Source organism: Cytobacillus sp. ABV4_503, from assembly GCF_056158445.1.
In genome coordinates, this window is record NZ_JBSWTH010000001.1 from 4348754 (window position 1) to 4367982 (window position 19229).

14 protein-coding genes are annotated in these 19229 nt (G+C 40.2%); 2 read left to right on the forward strand and 12 right to left on the reverse strand.

Annotated features, from left to right (window positions below; translation table 11 throughout):
* Nucleotides 1-5 precede the first annotated feature (5 nt).
* The 8 genes from wecB to ACXAD1_RS21950 form a co-directional block, all read right to left on the reverse strand.
* The gene (wecB, locus tag ACXAD1_RS21915) at nucleotides 6-1064 is read right to left on the reverse strand and encodes a non-hydrolyzing UDP-N-acetylglucosamine 2-epimerase (RefSeq protein WP_474910978.1); all 1059 of its coding nucleotides are present in this window, start codon (nucleotides 1062-1064) and stop codon (nucleotides 6-8) included.
* A gap of 44 nt (nucleotides 1065-1108) precedes the next feature.
* Nucleotides 1109-2548, reverse strand: coding sequence for a lipopolysaccharide biosynthesis protein (locus ACXAD1_RS21920; protein WP_474910979.1), 1440 nt, complete (start codon nucleotides 2546-2548; stop codon nucleotides 1109-1111).
* Complete coding sequence (locus tag ACXAD1_RS21925; protein ID WP_206840044.1) at nucleotides 2549-3280, reverse strand: acyltransferase; 732 nt, start codon at nucleotides 3278-3280, stop codon at nucleotides 2549-2551.
* 25 nt (nucleotides 3281-3305) lie between these two features.
* Nucleotides 3306-4619 carry a nucleotide sugar dehydrogenase gene (locus tag ACXAD1_RS21930; protein ID WP_009331997.1) on the reverse strand — a complete coding sequence of 438 codons (1314 nt, stop codon included), beginning with the start codon at nucleotides 4617-4619 and terminating at the stop codon, nucleotides 3306-3308.
* Nucleotides 4620-4632: 13 nt separating this feature from the next.
* Nucleotides 4633-5646 carry a Gfo/Idh/MocA family protein gene (locus tag ACXAD1_RS21935; RefSeq protein ID WP_474910980.1) on the reverse strand — a complete coding sequence of 338 codons (1014 nt, stop codon included), beginning with the start codon at nucleotides 5644-5646 and terminating at the stop codon, nucleotides 4633-4635.
* Entirely contained in the window at nucleotides 5639-6376 is a 738-nt protein-coding gene (locus ACXAD1_RS21940; protein WP_474910981.1) for a hypothetical protein, read from the reverse strand. The genes ACXAD1_RS21935 and ACXAD1_RS21940 overlap by 8 nt, the downstream gene beginning before the upstream one ends.
* Nucleotides 6377-6441: 65 nt before the next feature.
* Nucleotides 6442-7554, reverse strand: coding sequence for a DegT/DnrJ/EryC1/StrS family aminotransferase (locus tag ACXAD1_RS21945; protein ID WP_206840041.1), 1113 nt, complete (start codon nucleotides 7552-7554; stop codon nucleotides 6442-6444).
* A gap of 269 nt (nucleotides 7555-7823) precedes the next feature.
* Nucleotides 7824-8894: a glycosyltransferase family 4 protein gene (locus ACXAD1_RS21950; RefSeq protein WP_071159749.1), complete on the reverse strand. Its 1071-nt coding sequence runs from the start codon at nucleotides 8892-8894 to the stop codon at nucleotides 7824-7826.
* A gap of 342 nt (nucleotides 8895-9236) precedes the next feature.
* Here ACXAD1_RS21950 and secA2 point away from each other — a divergent pair, with 342 nt between their 5' ends.
* Nucleotides 9237-11606 (forward strand): accessory Sec system translocase SecA2, encoded by a 2370-nt coding sequence (gene secA2, locus ACXAD1_RS21955; protein ID WP_474910982.1) that lies wholly within the window; start codon nucleotides 9237-9239, stop codon nucleotides 11604-11606.
* Between the two features lie 20 nt (nucleotides 11607-11626).
* Nucleotides 11627-12520 (forward strand): accessory Sec system S-layer assembly protein, encoded by an 894-nt coding sequence (locus ACXAD1_RS21960; RefSeq protein WP_474910983.1) that lies wholly within the window; start codon nucleotides 11627-11629, stop codon nucleotides 12518-12520.
* A gap of 679 nt (nucleotides 12521-13199) precedes the next feature.
* Here ACXAD1_RS21960 and ACXAD1_RS21965 read toward each other — a convergent pair.
* The 4 genes from ACXAD1_RS21965 to ACXAD1_RS21980 form a co-directional block, all read right to left on the reverse strand.
* On the reverse strand, nucleotides 13200-14927 hold the full coding sequence (locus ACXAD1_RS21965; protein ID WP_474910984.1) for a transglycosylase SLT domain-containing protein: 1728 nt from the start codon (nucleotides 14925-14927) through the stop codon (nucleotides 13200-13202).
* An 87-nt stretch (nucleotides 14928-15014) separates the two neighbouring features.
* A complete protein-coding gene (locus tag ACXAD1_RS21970; protein ID WP_474910985.1) occupies nucleotides 15015-15722 on the reverse strand; it encodes a C40 family peptidase in 708 nt (235 codons plus the stop codon).
* 247 nt (nucleotides 15723-15969) lie between these two features.
* On the reverse strand, nucleotides 15970-16377 hold the full coding sequence (locus tag ACXAD1_RS21975) for a hypothetical protein (RefSeq protein WP_474910986.1): 408 nt from the start codon (nucleotides 16375-16377) through the stop codon (nucleotides 15970-15972).
* Nucleotides 16378-16645: 268 nt separating this feature from the next.
* Nucleotides 16646-19108, reverse strand: coding sequence for a phosphodiester glycosidase family protein (locus ACXAD1_RS21980; RefSeq protein ID WP_474910987.1), 2463 nt, complete (start codon nucleotides 19106-19108; stop codon nucleotides 16646-16648).
* Nucleotides 19109-19229 lie beyond the last annotated feature (121 nt).

A 19229-nucleotide genomic window follows, 5' to 3' on the forward strand; every position in this document is an offset into this window, starting at 1 on the left:
CCGCCTTATCTGTTATCTATTAGAGATACAATTTTCTCCGCTGCTTTTCCATCTCCAAAAACTTCCTTATAAGATGGATTTACTTCTTTGTTTACAGCATCCAATAGCTGCTTTACATCTGTACCGACCAGGATGTTCGCATCTTCTTCAAGCGTTTCAACCCACTCCGTCTGTTCCCGTACTGTTATGCAAGGGACTTTCATGAAATACGCTTCTTTTTGGACACCGCCGGAATCAGTAATAATTTTCTTCGCATTTGCTTCTAATGTCAGCATGTCCAAGTATCCGACTGGATCTATCACTTTCAGGTTAGGAACATCGCTTAAGCTTAGGCCGTACCCTTCAAGTTTATGCTTGGTACGCGGATGAATTGGCCATACTTTTACCTCTTCAATTTTTGAGAATGCTTCCAGAATATTTTTCATATTCCCTATATCGTCCGTATTTTCAGCTCTGTGGATAGTGATTAGATGGTAGCCTTTTTCAGTTAAATCATTCTCGCTAAGAATGGATGATTTTTCAGCTGCCAGTTCTTTATTGTATAAAACAGCGTCATACATAACGTCGCCAATATTGAAAACATTGTGTGTGATATTTTCGTTTTTCAAATTTTCTACAGCCGTGTCAGTCGGGCAGAACAAAAATTCTGAAACATGGTCAGTCATAATACGGTTAATTTCTTCCGGCATTTTTTTGTTGAAGCTTCTTAAGCCTGCTTCAATATGTATGACCGGCACATGCAGCTTGGAAGCAACCAAGGAACCTGCAAGCGTGGAATTTGTATCCCCATAAACCAAAAGGTAATCAGGCTTCTCATCCAATACAATTTCCTCTATTTTCGCAAGCATCTCACCAGTCTGCTTGCCATGGCTGCCGGACCCTACATTCAAAAGATAGTCTGGCTTAGGAATGTTCAGTTCTTCAAAAAAGATATCTGACATATTTGCATCATAATGCTGTCCTGTATGAACAATTAGCTCCTGATGATCTTCACGCAAAACCCGTGAAAGAGGAGCGGCTTTGATAAATTGTGGCCTAGCGCCCAATACTGTTAGAATTTTCATCATTCATCCTCCTGTGGAGTGTTCTTCTATTAGCATTTCCTATTCTATTCATTCAATGATTTCTCATTTTGAAATGATTTTCTTCTGAAATCCTTATCAACTCGGCTGATGCCGATTACCAGAAGCATATAAAGCCACGCTAATGCTATATAAAGGTAGTTCAGCTCATGTTCCTGTACATAAATAATACTAATTACGGCAGCTGTCATATTTACAAATAAAAATGCCATTTTCCCAAATGACACCGGTACATAATATGCTTGCTGGCTTTTTCTGAATATGAATACAATGGCAGTCATATAAGCAATCAAATAAGCCGCAACGGCACCCCAGATTGAGAACACCGGAATAAGTGTAATGTTTAAGACTGTGTTGATCACAGCTACAATGCCAAACGTTATGGAAATAACCCCGGTTTTCTTTGTGAAAAATAAACCGGCAGAAATAATAAGGTAATAAAAATTCAAAAACGTGGCTGCCGATATTAATGCAACGTATTGATACGCATTGTAATAGTCATTGCCAAGAATACCAATAATGAAAGGCATGACCGTTGCAATGGCCATGATTCCAAAAATCCCCATCAGCAGAAGTCCCATATAAATTTTTGAAAAGAGCAAAGGGCTATTTTCTTTATCTTTGATGGACATGGAATAAGGACGCCAAGCCATTTGTACTCCGCTGGTCAGCAAAGTGATGACGGTAGCAAGCTTTGTGGCAGCTCCATATATCCCTACTTCTTCTGTGGAATGAAAAGCCTGCAGAAAGAAAACACTGGCATTGGCAATTACCCAAAAAGCAAGGGAAGCCGGAACAAGCGGTGCTGCATACTTAACCAATTCCTTCAGTGATGGAAAGGAAATCTTTGGTTTTAAATATTTTAGACTGGATGAAAGCAGAAGCAAGAAGATAATTGCACTGCTCACTATTCTACCAAGCAGGATTCCTTCTGGTGTCTGAACAAAATATTTTAGGAACAAATAAGATAAAATCGCAACCAGCAGCATTTTCCCTACTGTGAAAACCACTACTTTTTTGGTTTTAAAATCAAATCGGAGCACCATCAGCACTACAACGAGAATGGTATCAAGAAAAAGTACCCCGATACTAATATACAGAAGCCGTACATACCCTGCGTCACCAAAGAGTAGATCAGAAATATACGGACCAGCTGCAAGAACTGTGATCCCCAGCAAAGCAACAATAAAAATCCTGAAATACATGACGTTTCGGACATGTTCCAGCTTTTTGCCTTCATCCTTTGTTTCAAAATAGTAGAAAGACAGAGCGGAATCTGTACCGAAAATAATTAAAAACGTCAGCATGGCTGTCCATTTATCAATAATGTCAAGCACTCCATATTCCGCTGGAGGCAGATAGTTTGTATAAATAGGCAGCATGATAAAAGCGATTAATTTGGTTCCGACATTCATAAATGCGTAAAGGAGCGAATCCGCTCCTAAACGCTTAAATTGGGCGAGCACCTATAACAGCTCCCGCTCGTCAACATCCTTGACGTACTTAGCGGGTACACCCTTAACTAATGTTTTCGCCCCGGTATTTTTTGTAACAAGTGCACCAGCAGCTACAAATGTTTCTTCTTCAATCGTAATGCCAGGCAGGATGATGGAAGCACCGCCAACACGGGCACCTTTTTTAACGATTGCGCCTTTGATTTTATCAAAGCGCTCTTCTGTTCTGCCCATGAAGTTATCATTTGTTGTTGTCACACATGGCGCAATGAACACTTGCTCTTCCAATGTCGTATAAGCAGTAATATAGGAATTGGACTGAATCTTTGTGCGATCGCCAATGGTCACATAGTTTTCTACTGTTACACCGCGTCCGACAATCACAAAGTTTCCAATTTCAACGTTTTCTCTGACACTTGCAAGATCAGCAATCAAAGTTGAAGATCCGATTTTAGCACCGCGATAGATGACACAATTCGCACCAATGGTTACATCTTCACCAACTTCCAATGCCGGAATGGCATCAGATAATTTAACAGTGCTGGTCTTGGCCGGTTTTGGCGGTTTCCCCACCACTGCACCATCAGCAATGGTTGTATTGTCGCCAATAACTGTACCTTCATGAATCGTTACGCGATTGCCAATAACCACGTTTTTGCCAAGTTTTACGTCTTTTTCTATAACGGAATAGTACCCAACTTTTACAGATGAATCGGTTTGTACTGTAGGATCAATAAAATTCATAAGAATCTCCCTTTACCTTTAGAAATTATAGTTTAACGTACTTGTTTGGCTTTTCAACATCTTTCATTGCATTACGTGTATCGAAGATGACTTTGCTTTCTTCAGCAATCATCTTATAGTCAAAGTCTGAATGGTCTGTTGTAACAAGAACAAGATCAGAATCATTAAGAAGCTGCTTTGATAGCTCAACTGTTTCCACTTTTGCACCACAAGATTTGAATGAAGCTACATAAGGGTCAACCACCGTATAGTCAGCTCCATGCTGTTCTAGCAGTTCAACAATTTTAAGGACTGGAGATTCACGCACATCATCAATGTCCTTCTTGTATGCCACACCAAGAATGGTTACTTTAGCTCCGCGAAGGGCTTTGCCGTCTTCATTCAGGATTTGCATAGCACGGTTGATTACGTACTCAGGCATACTGTTATTGATTTCTCCGGAAAGCTCAATCAGTCTTGTGTGATAATTGTACTCACGCGCTTTCCATGTTAAGTAGAATGGATCAATTGGGATACAGTGTCCGCCAAGGCCAGGGCCAGGATAGAAGGCCATGAAACCGTATGGCTTTGTTTTGGCAGCATCAATTACTTCCCATACATCAATGCCCATTTTTTCACAAAGGATCGCCATTTCGTTGGCAAGAGCAATATTGATATGTCTGAATGTATTTTCAAAAATCTTTTCCATTTCCGCAATAGCCGGAGAAGAAACTTCAAACACATCTCCTTCAAGTACATTGCGATAAAGTGCAGAAGCTACTTTTGTACAATTTTCAGTAATACCGCCAACCACTTTAGGCGTGTTTTTTGTTTTGAATTCCTTATTGCCTGGGTCCACACGTTCTGGAGAGTAAGCAATGAATACTGATTCTCCCACTGTAAGGCCTTTGCTTTCAAGAGCAGGCTTTACAATTTCCTCTGTTGTTCCAGGGTAAGTAGTTGATTCTAATACAACCAGCATTCCTTCATGCGCATACTTAGCAATTTCGTTAGAAGAGCTTTCAACATATGAAGTATCAGGCTGCTGATAAATATCAAGCGGAGTTGGCACACAAATCGCCACTGCATCAACATCCTGAATTCTAGCGTAGTCTGTTGTTGCTTCCAATCTGCCGTCCTTAATCATATCGGCAAGATCCTGATCCACAACATCTCCAATATAGTTGATCCCCATATTAACCTGTTCTACACGGGCAGCCTGCACATCAAAGCCAATTACTTTATAACCCGCTTTTGCTTTCTCTACTGCAAGAGGAAGGCCAACATAGCCCAATCCTACTACACCAATAACCGCTTCTTTATTTTCGATTTTATTTATTAATGTCTGATATGCACTCATCTTGCATTCTCCTTTACTTTATAACGACTTTTTTCCCAGTTTCTGCTGATTCTAAAATTGACAGTATCAATTTTACAGGAGCTAAACCGTCTTCTCCAGTTACAATTGGGTTACGGTTTTCTTTCAATGCAAGTACCATGTCTTCAATAATGCATTGATGGCCTGGCTTGCCGAATGGATCTTCCTTGATTTCTTCTTTAATTTTTTCCGCTTCTTCTTCCTCTACACCCTCGATATCCCATGTTTCAATGTAGTTTGCATTTCTGCCGGAGATTTTAACCGAAGCGGTCTCACCGAAAATAGCAAGAGATTCTTCCAGGTTTTTCGGGTAGATGGTAGTCGCTGCTTCAATCACGCCCAGCGCACCATTTTTGAATTGGACCACTGCAGCTGCAACGTCCTCAGTTTCAATTTTGCGGAGGCGAGTCGCAGCCATTGCCTGCACCGACTCCACAGGACCCATCAGCCAAAGCATAAGATCAAGGTCATGAATGGCCTGATTCATTAGCACACCGCCATCAAATTCTTTCGTGCCTCTCCATGCTGCCTGATCATAATATGCCTGATTGCGATTCCAGCGCACAGTTGCATTCGCATGGCTCAGCTTTCCGAAGGAACCTTTATCCATCTCAGCCTTCAGCTTTTGGATAGCCGGACGGAACCGGTTAGGATGGACAACGGCAAGCTTTACGCCATTTTCACTGGCATATTGAATCATATCTTCAGCATCCTGAAGCTTTAATGACATTGGTTTTTCAACAATTATATGCCTTTTATGATCAGCGACAATCTTCGTTAGCGTCGCATGAAGTCCGGAAGGAACACAGATATTCACCACATGGATATCAGGGTTCTCCTCAAGCATTGTATTTAAATCGGTATATTTTTTTACATTAGACTTATCAATCTCAAGTCTTGCCGGGTTATTATCACAGATTGCATACAGATTTGCATTTTCCGCCTTTTCAATAGCCTCGATATGCTTGTTTGCGATATGTCCCATACCTACAATTGCAAAATTAATCATTGTAGTATCTCCTGCCTTCACTTAGATATTTCATTAGTGCCAATAATAGTACGGTCAGCAACAGTCCCAGGATAAGGCCTATGGCTGCGCCTTCTTTTAGGTAGGTTTTGCTTTTGGTTACAGTTTCGGATAGGATGTTTGGCGCTTCAAAAAATGCTAAATCACTTCTCATGCGATGCACAGTCGCCTCTGCATCTGAAAGCTCTTCTTCCGTTTCAGCAATTAAATCTGTTAAATCTCCGTATTGTGTAGGAGTGAGCCCGTTATCTAGAAGCTCCTTTTTATAATTCACAATTGCATTTTTAAGGGTTGGCACTCTATGTTCTTCCAGAGAATTCAGATAAACACTTGAAGCCTCCAGTCGCATATTATAGTTAGCTAAAAGTTCTTTTTTATAGGTTTCTGTTATTTTATTTAAACTTCCCGCAACTTCCTTTTCGGTTTCCCCTTTATGGATGAACTTCACTTGCTTGGAAGAAACAAATATCTCAAGATCTTCTTCGTCAGCAAATCTTGCTGCAATGTTATTTTCACGAGTTAAATCCGGTGAAGTTACTCCCCCCGTATAAACCACAGCCTGCCCCGTATACGGCATATCCTTCTTCAAAAAATAAACCGCACCGCCAACCAGCAGCATCGTGATAATCGGAACAATTAAAAAGTAATGCTTCCTTTTCCAAAAGTACATCAGGTATTCATATAGTACAAATCTTTTCTTTTCTTCTCTCATTCCAACACCAGCCCTTTGTAAGCATGTAAAGAAACGCCCCCAGTCCGGCGGCGTTTCCTGGATTTTTATTTACCGTAAAATTCTGCAATTTTCTCCACGACATATTCCTGCTGCTCTCTTTTCAGCTCAGGGAACATTGGCAGAGAAAGGGCTTCTTTAGCCGCTTTTTCAGTTATAGGAAGATCTCCTTCTTTATAGCCCAGTTCCTGGAATACAGGCTGAACATGTAATGGAAGCGGGTAGTAAATCATTGTTGATACACCTTGCTCCTGAAGGTATTTCTGAAGTTCATCACGATTTTCCACTCTCAGTGTGTACTGGTGGAATACATGATAATTTCCTTCTTTTTCAACAGGAGTTACAACATGGTCACCCACTTTTTCCTTTAGAAGGCTTGTGTATGTGTCTGCATTCTTTCTGCGCATTTCGCTCCATGTATCCAAATGAGGAAATTTCACATTTAATACAGCAGCCTGAAGCTCATCCAAGCGGCTGTTGTAGCCCAATACATGGTGATAATATTTTGGCTTGCTTCCATGAACACGGATCACACGGCATTTTTCGGCTACGTCATCATTATCTGTGACAATCATTCCACCATCGCCATAGGCTCCAAGGTTCTTTGTTGGGAAAAAGCTGTATGTTGCAGCTGTGCCAAGCTCCCCTACACTTTTACCGTTATGTTTTGCACCAATCGCCTGTGCCGCATCTTCTACTATCGCAAGGTTATGCTTTTCAGCGATTTCCGCAAGGCTTTCCATATCAGCCATTTGGCCATATAAATGAACAGGAATGATGGCTTTTGTTTTTTCCGTAATCGCTGCCTCAATTTTGGACGGATCGATATTAAAAGTTACCGGATCAATGTCAACATAAACAGGCGTTGCACCAGCACGGGCAATCGCTCCGCCGGTAGCAAAGAATGTAAATGCGGTAGTAATTACTTCATCTCCAGGGCCAACACCTAAAGCCTGAAGCGCAATATGTATGGCGTCGCTTCCGTTGCCGCAGCCAATGCCATGATTCACATTACTATATTTCGCAACATCTGCTTCTAATTTTTTTACATTATCCCCAAGGATAAATCTTGAAGAACTCATAACCCCATCAAGAACTTCCAGCACTTCAGATTTTAATCCCTGATATTGTTCACTAAGGTCAAGCATAGGTACTTTCATTAAGAATACCTCCAAAAATAAATAAAATTAAAATCCACAAGTTAGTTTACCACAACTAATAATAATATAATGTTCAAAATATGACAAAAAAAGTATAAGAAATTACCTTTTTCGACATAAATTACACATACAGCATTAAGGTATTGTTTCACCATTTAAAATTCTTGCATATTTTCTTGAAAAAGGGAAATAATAACCCAGAAAAATTCTTAAAAAAACCGTTTGCACCAAAAAATGCTACAAACGGTTTTTATTACATTTAATTTTCGTTACTTACCATATGAACGGTTGCCTGTTAGCTTCTTAAACAGAGTCAATACCGGCTTATACTGAACATGGACAATGCCGATGATTTCAGCAAATACTTCTGTAACTACAAGCAAGCCAAAGATGATAAAGACAGATCCCCATAAAGTGGACTCTGATAAAATTACTGCACTTACACTAAACATAATCCCAAAGGCATATATCGCTAAAACTGTATTCCTATGGGAGAATCCCAGCGCAAGAAGCCTATGGTGCAAATGCGATTTATCAGGTGCTGAAATCGGCTTCTTATTAACAATCCGCCTAATAATGGCGAACGTTGTATCAAAGACGGGCACACCCAAAATAATAATCGGCACAAGAAAACTGAACAGGGTTACACTTTTATAAAGCCCCAGCAGCGAAAGAATGGAGATTGAATACCCAAGGAACAGAGCCCCTGTATCTCCCATGAATATTTTTGCCGGATGGAAGTTGTAAAATAAGAACCCGATAATACTTCCCAGCAAAATAACTGAAATCATTAAGATCAGCATTTTGCCATTTAATCCAGCCATTATGGCAATAGTTGCAATTCCAATAGCCGAAATACCGGCTGAAAGACCATCCAGACCATCAATCAGATTGATTGCATTTGTTATCGCTACAATCCAGAACACGGTAATAGGATAGCTCCACATTCCAAGCTCGAAGTTTCCTATATAAGGGATGGATAGCAAATCGATTGTTAAACCGCTGGCAACAATTAAACCGGCAACAACTAATTGTCCGGCAAATTTCACCTTAGCAGATAATTCATATTTGTCATCCAGAATTCCGATTGCAACAATCAAAAGAGCACCAATACTAATAGCTGTAACTTTTTGGTCGTATAAACCGCCCGCAAAATAACCGGCGACGACTCCGATGAAAATCGCAAGACCACCCAATCGGGGCATCACATTTTTATGAACCTTTCTATGGTTCGGTTTATCAATCGCACCGATTTTAATGGCGAACTTTATGACAAGCGGCGTAATGACTAAGACAGTTACAAGAGATACTAGAAACGCTATAGCAGCTTGAATATACATTCATCATCACCTTTTGCAGAGGTTAGTTTTATTGTTAGCTTAATCATGAATATCGTAACACATATCTTTAAATACGCAATGTTTTTTTAATTGGAAGGTATATTTATTATATTTGATGGAAACCATATTAATTTGATCGCATTCCCACTATTCCCGATTTAACGGTTATTAATCCACTCTCCTTTCCGCATAATAAATAGACGAGGGCATTTCCAGAAAAGTTACACAGCCTGTCCTATTATTCTACAATTATACTAGAAATATCTTCCACTTCAACAAAAATATGCCCAATATGATATAATTCGACTAGGTCAATATTTACTGGAAATTGAGGCGAAAAGTATGCTAACGAAGGTTAAAATGATGCTCAGTGATTCCACCCGCGAGATCAAAAGACTGTCAAAATTATCCGATGCTGTAAACAGCAGGGAAAAAGAGATCCAAAAGCTATCTGATGAAGAACTGCGGGAAAAAACAGCCATATTTATGGAAGATATAAAACAGGGCAAGTCACTTGAGGATATAAAAATAGAAGCTTTCAGTGTTGTCAGAGAGGCAGCAAAACGTGTTTTAGGACTAAGGCATTATGATGTTCAGCTGATCGGCGGTTTTGTCCTTCATGAAGGAAGCATTGCGGAAATGCAGACTGGTGAAGGTAAAACACTCGTTTCCACACTTCCAAGCTATCTTCATGCTCTTGAAGGCAAAGGTGTTCATATCATTACTGCCAATGAATATCTGGCAAGACGCGATTTTGAACAAATGGGAAAGGTACATGAATTTCTGGGGCTGAAAGTCGGATTGAACGTCTCGCAAATGTCTCCTGAAGAAAAGAAAGAAGCTTATTCCGCTCATATTACATACGGAACCGGAAATGAGTTCGGCTTTGATTATCTAAGGGATAATATGGTTTATGACATGAATCAAAAAGTGCAAAAAAAGCTTCATTATGCCATCGTCGATGAAATTGACAGCATCTTAATCGATGAAGCACGCACTCCGCTGATCATAGCCAACAAATCAAGTCTTGGAGCTGAATTATTCTACATTACTGCCGACCTGATGAAATCATTTAAGGCCGATGCCGAATATGAATTTTATCCTGAAACAAAGCAAATCTATTTAAAAGATGAGGGCGCTTATAAAATAGAAGCTGCTTTTGGGATTAATAACTTATATGATGCCGAGCATCAGGATCTCCTTCATAACGTTATGCAGTCTTTACGCGCATATGTGGTGATGAAGAAGGATGTTGATTATATCGTAAAAGACGGGAAAATTGTCCTGATAGACAAATTTACCGGCAGAATAATGGAAGGCAGAACCTTTAGTGAAGGCCTGCATCAGGCATTGGAAGCCAAGGAAGGCCTTGAGGTTACGGAGGAAAATGAAACACAGGCGACCATTACCATTCAAAATTACTTCCGGATGTATGGAACTCTTGCCGGAATGACCGGAAGCGCAACTCCATCCAAACAGGAGTTTTTGGAAACCTATAATTTAAAAGTGGTAACAATACCAACAAATAAACCGATACAGCGCATTGACGAAGATGATTTGATCTTTAAAGATTATCAATCCAAGATTAATAGAATTATCGAAGAAGTTAAGACGCTCCATGAATTAGGCAGACCTATTCTAATAGGAACAACTTCAATTGAGCAGTCTGAAAAACTGTCTGACCGGCTTAAAAAACATGGCATTAAGCATCATATCCTCAATGCTAAGACTGAAGAAGATGAAGCTCGCATCATTTCACTAGCAGGCCAAAAAGGCCAGGTGATGATCGCAACCAATATGGCCGGCCGCGGCACAGATATTTTGCTTGGCGAAGGTGTCAAAGAGTTGGGCGGACTTCATATTATCGGGACAGAGCGTCATGAAAGCATGAGAATCGATATGCAGCTGCGGGGACGTTCCGGAAGACAGGGAGACCCTGGCTCCTCCAAGTTCATTGTTTCACTTGAAGACGATTTATTTATCAACTATGACCCGGATGAAATGGAAAAATACCTGAAAAAGATTAAAACGAATGAAGAGGACCTTATTTTATCTCCTGATCCGAATAAATTTGTACGCCGCGTTCAGGAAACGGTAGAACATGCTCACCATTCATCCAGAAGCCACTTGCTGAAGCTTGATGATGTTATCGACCGCCAAAGCAAAGTCATCTATTCTATGAGAGACAGGCTATTAAAGGCTGAAGCCAGTGAGACATTCCCTGAAGTAACAAGCTATATCAAAAAATATCTATTGCAAATCATTGATAAATACTGCATTGAAGGCATCGCAACCGGAGAATGGAATCTAAATGGCCTTTTAGAAGAGCTTAGCTTTGTATTTATTCAGTTCAATATCAGCCTGCAAGATCTTCAGGATAAAGAAAAAGAAGAGATAACTGATTTGGTCATGAAGGAATATGCAGAGCTTGAGAATCAGATTCTTTCCCTTCAGGAAGAGGCAGAGCTGGGAAATCAGCTGCAAAGATTTATGCTGCAGCTGATTGACGCGAACTGGATTCAGCACCTGGAAGTCATGACGATTATTAAAGACGGCATCCACCTGCGAGGCTATGGACAAGAAGACCCTTACCGCCTTCTTGAAAACGAGGCACTAGCCGAATTCAATCGACTGATGTTCGAAATCGAATCAGGGATCAGCCTGCGATTTATCGAATATCTTAAAAGCCAATTCCAGGCTTCAGAAGAGTAATTCGAGGGGGAACATAAAGAATGGCTTTATTTAAAAGAAAGACAAAAAAAGAGAAAACACCTGAACAGGATCAGCTGCAAGAACAGCAGCAAAAAGATGTTAATGCTGATGATCAGGACGGCCTTGTAAAAACAACATTATCATTTCATCCTGACTGGGAGCTCACCAGTCAGGAGAAATATGTCTATCAATTCAAACACCAGCAGCTTCCTTTGCTAAAGCCAAACCAAATTGCCATTAATGGCATAAAACTAATTAATTTTGATGAAGGATTTGTGGTAGTCGCCATTTTAAGGAATACACTGCCTAAAGCCATTCGTTTCGAGGCGGTTGACCTCCTTTTATTGGACGAAAATGGACAGGCAATTGCGAAGAAGCAATTTGAGCTTGATGGCATGGATGAGCTTCCATCGATGACATCACGCCCATGGCGCTTCCTCTTCTCATCTGAAGATAAGCTAGTTGATAGAATCCCTGAAGAAGGCTGGAAGATAGCCTTTGAATTGAAAAAATCAGCAGCTGTCCATCAGCTTGATCTTGAAGAAAGCTGGGAAAATCAAATCTCCCCTGCCCAAAAGGAACATCTGGAGAAAATGGTTGCTTCCTTACCAGCTCTATCTCCTGGCGAAGTAAACTTCATGGGAATAGAAGCCAAGCATGGAAGTGAGGGAAATTTAGCTGTTACGGTCCTAATTCGAAATGGCAGCGAAAAAAATATCCAGCTGGAACAAATTCCTCTCATCGTTGAGGACGCTGCAGGAGATATTATCTGCCAGGGCGGCTTCAAACTTGAGAAATTCGAAGTAAAGGCCAACACAAGCAAGCCTTGGACTTTTATCTTTCCAAAAGAGCTGGTTCAAAAACAGCAGCCGGATTTATCCAAGTGGAAGGTTTATCCGCCTCAGAAAAAATAAGAATGAAATCCCCGTTCCGGAAGTGGAATGGGGATTTTGTATTTGTTAATCTATTTATTTGCGGAGTTGCAAAGAATTTGGGCATTTTTCTTTCTTGTGATACATCCTGATTGAAGTGATGCGGGATTCTATTTGCAGGTTTCGCCGGGCTATTTGCGGGCTATTTGCAGCCTTATGATTCTATTTGCAGGTTGGCTCATTCTATTTGCACATTCTATTTTCAGATTGCCTCTTTATTTGCAGAACTCGGGATTCTATTTGCAGGATTCCCAGGTCTATTTGCAAGCTTTATGATTCTATTTGCAGGTTGGCTCATTCTATTTGCAGTTATTTAATTAGAGTCGCAGTCTGCCTTTCTATCTGCTGAACGCCGATTACTATTTGCTGGTTCCACCGCTCTATTTGCAAATTTATCATTCTTTTTGCAAGATGGCATATTCTATTTGCATGTTTTGGATTCAATATGCAGATTGCTTTTCTATTTGCAGAACGGAGGATACTATTTGCAGATTCCCCTTCTCTATTTGCAAATTTATCACTCTATTTGCAAGATGGCATACTCTATTTGCAAGATACATCATTCTTTTTGCAGCTGTCCTCCTCCAATTTGCATACTTCATATACGTACTTCTCACCCCATCAAAAAGAGGCTCCCAAAAGGGAACCTCTAATTAAATAATTATTTCAGCCCAACCGATGCTACATAGCCTTCTTTTCCATTAACTGAGACTTTGTACCAGCTGAATAGGTTGTATTTATTGTTATCTTCAATAGGGCCATCCAGAATCGTAATGCGCGTGCCCTTTGCAAGTGAAGTTCCAGTTCCTGCAGTTGAAGGTTTATCACGGAATGTTGCAGCTCCAGAAATGACGATGCTGTCCCCTTTTTTAAATAGCTGAGTGGATGGCGTTTGTTTGTCAGTTTTATAATTCATTTTGCTGCTGAAAATCGCCTGTCCAGTCGATGGGTTATAGGAGATTTCTAAATCATCCTTATTGATTACTTCAGCATTCACCTGGGCCCACTTGCTGATATTATTGAATACCTTTAATTGATATGGATCCTCCGAGAAATTTGGATCATTAAATTTAGAAAGGCCATTATAAGCCATTATGGCAAAATACCAATCTTCCAGTACCTCTTTATCCCCATCGTTTACAACAGGAATTCTGGAGCCTGCATAACTCCATTTTTCCAATAGAATTTGAATACCGGTTTCAATGTTTATGCCAATATCATATTTGGCTTTTTCCCAATCATAGCGGTCATCATGCTCATCAAGCGGTGTAACCTGCATGATTCCATATCCATTATCCGGGCTTTTGAATACTTCCCCACGCTCAGTGAATTGCTGAAATGCGCCATTTTCTGTTATAGCGATCGCTTTCACCAATTCGGGCGGAATGCCGGCTGCAGCTGCTTTTGTTGTCAGCAGATGTTTTAAATCTTCGATTGGCATTTGCAGCTGTTTCATTTCACTTTTAATTGCATCAGCAAACATTTGTTTGGAAGCAGGATTGTTAATATCCTGGCTCAGCTTCGAAACCGAATCATATAAAACAGGCACTTTTACATCAGAAACACCAGGCTTTACAAGCTCACGGAGCTCGTGAAGCTGCTCGTTAAGAAGGTAAAGTTCCTTGTATTCAGCATCTTTTATGCTTTCAGGAATTTCCCCTTTAATGGCATCCCACTCTGTGCGCAATTGCTTTTTATATGTCTCCTGAGGGGTTACCTCTAAGAACATCAAGATCTTCTTGGCTTCTTTTAACACTTCGTCATTTTGCCCTTTGGCCAATGAAGCTGATGCCTGGTTGAGAGCCATTTTAACAGTTACTGAATAGCTAAGTTCATCTCTTAATGCCTCTGCTGATTCTTTGAAATTTGCCCGAATGGCTTCCCTTGTGGTTTTACCATAGACTGGATCCAAAAGAGCCGCTTGTTTCTTAATTTCATACGAAAGCTCATGATAAGCCTTAACTGTGTCATCTGAAAGGATACCTTGTTCAAGCTGACTTTGTAAAAAGTGCTTCTTAGCCTCAATTTTTTTCCCGGCTGTAATGGCATCAATATAATAAGCAGCACGCTTGATTTGCAGCTGGCTTTCATCCAACTTCGCTAGATATGTCTGCTTTTTGCTCGAGCCTAAGGTATTAACTAGCTTAACAGCTTCACTGTAAGCTTTTTTAGCTGCATTATATTCCGCATATGGCCTGGTTATACCGTCTCCAGCCCATTCGATAGAACATGCTCTTCTTAAAATTTGAGAAGTTGAAATAGACTTCTGAACAGCACTTTCAATTTGCGCTATAGAGGCTGCTTCTGTATCGCTGACATTAATAACTGCAGCAGCCGGGATTATGAGTGACGTGGACAATAGTACTTTTAAACCTTTTTTAATAGACAAAATTGCATCCTCCTACAAAATAAAAACTCTTGCTATCATAATTATAACAAGAGTTTAATAGATTATTAACCGTATTTTGGAAATTTATTATTGGCCGACTGGAACATATTCGATATAGGATTCCATATTTGTAATATAAAGTTGGGATCCGAGGTTATATTGGCCTCCATACTGGGTATCATAACTGTAAACACGATACTTTTCGCCCGGATTTAGAATACGCACCATCTTTAGCTTATTATTATCCGTACGCTGCCAAAGATTGATTTTCTTTTTCACATAAACCATGCCTATTTGGCCTTGTTTTACCGGAACTGCATCAGCGATGCCCTTAACGCTTTCCTGAGCTACAACTCTTTTAGCACCTATGTATCTGCTCTTATAGTAGCTCATATCCATGCTGTTGATCATGATTCCGTCATCGGAATCTGCATGGATAAATTTATTGTCGCCTGTATAAATGCCAGCATGTGATGCGCCAGGCTTATATGTAGTAAAAAAGACTATATCCCCAGGAAGAAGTTCGCTTCTGCTGATAGACTCTCCTGTTTTATATTGATCGGCAGTCGTTCTTGGAAGCTTGATCCCATGTTCACTGTATACATATGTCAAAAACCCTGAGCAGTCAAACCCCTGTGGAGTTGTACCTCCCCATTTATAAGGAACGCCTTGCATTTGTTTTGCCAGCTTAACAATACTATCCGGGCTCGCTTCTGCAGCGCTTGCAGACTTATGGGTAAAGACCATTGGCAATGCCAGTAAGAACGCCAGCGCCATAAATAAGACTTTTTTCATAGCATGTATCCTCCTGTGAAACTTTTGGTATATAATAATTATCTAAAAATTATGTAATTAGTAGTGATAAATAGATTTTATCCTATATTTAGACAAGTTTCTATTTCATTTTCATAACAATCACCCAAAAATATTACAAAAACATTACAAAATGTTGTTGGATAGTAGGGAATAATACTGAAAGATGTAGAAATTCACTATATGAGCATAAAAAAACAGACCATCAGTATGATAGTCTGCAGCTTTATTAACTAAATGAAGGCCAGTTACTCTGGTACTCGTCACCTTCTATTTTTTCAAGAGTTTTATATTTCAATGGCAAAAGCTCATCTTCTGATATTTTCAAAAAACCTTTTCCAATTTCGAATGGTATAAGATCAAATTGATCTTCATTTTCAGCAATAAAGTAGATTCCCGTTACTTTGCCTTTTTGAGACAAATCTATGTTCAGGAATGATGGATAATAGGTGTTATTTCTTGCTTCTAAAATGGCTTTAGCCGTAATGGTGCCATCTTCTTCTATTTCGATCGGATCATTACTGATCTTCTCCAGGATCTTTCCAGCCCACCCCTGCTTCTTATAACCGCCGATAATTTTAGGAGGTTTCTCCTGTAATTGACTTAATAAATCATGCATTTCTTTAGACTGTTCCATTGGTTAACAATACTCCCTCCAATGTTACGATGTTATTATACAGCCGCATCTGTATATATGAAACTAGTGTTTAATTATACCGCACTTATATAGTTATGGACAATTTCAGTAATTAGAGTAGCATAATTACTAATTTTCTGCAATTTACACCCTATATTGCCTTAACCAAGGTTATAATATACTAAACATTTATACAATATTAAATTTATGGTAACCTGTCTGAAGATGCAGAGAAAAGGCTGAGTCTCACGGACTCAGCCTTTTTAATTCATTCATACACTGCCTGAATTTGATCGATGAAAATCTGACCTTTATTTTTATGTTCATCACTTACCTGCATATATCTTACAGGAATCTCCATAGTGTATGGAGCAGTCAAGCCTGCAGGAATGTCTGCTTCAACATATTTCCAGCCTGTCCAATCAAGGTTCTTCGTAAAATCAAGCTGAATCTCTTTGCCTGCCGCATCCTTTAACTGGCTGCGTAGCCAGTGCCCTTTGTTGTCCCCATAAACCCACATGCCGATTTTCTTAGGTGCTCCCATTACTGGAATAGGTTCTTTTTTAGAAGCATAAACACCCGAAGTTCCTGTTGTGCCAATAAAGTTATATGCCACTTTCAGTGATTTTTTTCCCTCTTTAACATAAACCGATTCAGGAGAAACAGTAACCGATTCATATCTTGCTCCCGATGCTTGCCATCCGCTTATATCGCCTTCAAAATCTTCAATGATAACTGGACCTGGATTTCCGGCGATTACTTTAATTTCAGCTGATACTTTACCATATGAAACAGTAATTTTCCCTATTCCGTCCTTGCCCGATGCTTTAAAAATTCCGTTTTCAACCGTTCCTAGATTATCTGATACCGTGTAAGTAAAGGCTGCAGGATCTGTGACCACTTCCATGCCTCCGTGATAGCCGGAAGCAGAGATAGCTGCAGTGCCATTTTTATCAACAATGATTGTATCCTTTTGCACTTTTATGGAGTTCAATTCATTAGTTATATTGACAGAAACATTGCCTGCAACAGCACCAGAGGTTCCTGTAATCGTGCCTTTTCCAGGTATGCTTGTAGCTGTAAAGGATCCATCAGAATTGAATTTTCCAACATTCGAAGTCCAAACAATCGGATCTTTCAAGCTGACAGGATTATTATTTTTGTCTGCCCCTTTAGCAGCTATCTTCAAGTCTTTATAGGATGCACCTGCAAATAATGTGATTTCCTCAGGGTTCAGCAGTAATCTCTGAAGCTCTCCCGCCTGCCTGCGTGCAATGATCAGCAAGGAGTTTGCAACATTTCGATCCCTGCCGTCAGAAGGGTTATTTACTACACTTGTAGTAGTTTCCCCCTGTTTTCTTGTCACCATTGTCGACGATCCGCCGCCATCAAACGTGATGGCCTCAACAGCGCCAAAGTCTTTCATAACCTTTGCTAAGTCTGTTAAAGTGACGCCCTTGCTTTGAGCCCTTCTTCCGTCAATAACCACTGCAAACACAGACCCATCTTCCTTAATTCCTATTGCGGTTCTGGGATGAGCCCCAGCAATATTAAAGGTTTTGGCATTCCCCCCTTTAACCAGGTGATACCGCCCTCCTATTGCCTGCTGTACCCGGTCCCATTCGGGATTATCGTAACTTGCGTTTATTGTAACTGAGTCACCGGCTTTAAGTGATTTTAAATAGTCACTGCCTGCAGCATGGCCTGACAGGATGAACTCACCTGGCTTAAGCGCTGCACTTCCTTTGCCGGCAATTACTTCTTTTACAGTGGCAGTGACCTGGCCATTTCCATTCAGCTGGCCTGTCACATTTGAAAGCACTACTTCTGTACCCAATTCATTTGTCATCGTATTGCTTGCAAAATAAGATGTATAAAGAACTAGATGGCCCGCAAATCTCCGTTTATTAACCGAATTAATCAAGTATGGCTTCTGGCCATTTGCAGACACACTCAATAAAATTTCAGGGTTTCCGATCATTGCCTTGCCGCTGAAGCTAACCCCAAAAATGGTTCTTTCATTGACCGGGGTTGTATTCGTGGTAACCAATTCACCATTATGTACAGTTAAATCAGTTGGAGCTCCATTTGAATCGAAATAGTCGCCGTTTATTCCGGCAATTACATACTTGCCCTCGGCTTCTTCGCGGTGTGCCATACTATTAACCGATTCGAACCCGATCATTTGATCTTTAGCCAGGGAAGTCTCAAAAGAAATCTGGCTCGTTTTTTGGTCAACATCCAGCTTATAGATCTCCTGGTTCCCTTTTGACCCTTCTACAGAAAGCTTAGACTGCGTGACACCAGGTGCAAGTACAGCCGTCTGCTCCTGGGTAACTGTACCTAAAGTTAGTTTGGTTCCATATAATTCAGGATTCACAAGCTTAAGCTTTAGCTTTGATGGCGTTTTGTATTGGACATACCCTTTCATGTTGGTAACAAAGTACTTTCCTCCAACACCATATTGCCCGCCAAAAGCTGAATCATAACGGTAAACCCGATATGCTTCCCCAGGTTTTAAAATTCTGACAAACTTCAATTTATTGTTTTCCCTTTTCCATAGGTTAATAGGCTTAAGGATATCCACTTTGCCTATTTGGCCTTTAACCAGCTGCATCCCTTCCCAATATACGACAGGTGCTGAAGCTGAAGCCTTTTTTACTGCATACGAAAAAGGGGATATGATCCCGGACAAAAACAAAAGACAACACAATAAGATTTTCTTTTTCATTACTCTCTCCCTCGGATGTACTATTTTCACAATAAGTCTATTATACGACAAAATACCAAGTATTTTCCTATTATTCTACAAAAAAGGGAGAATGGTATAAATTACCTATAGGGCTTCACCG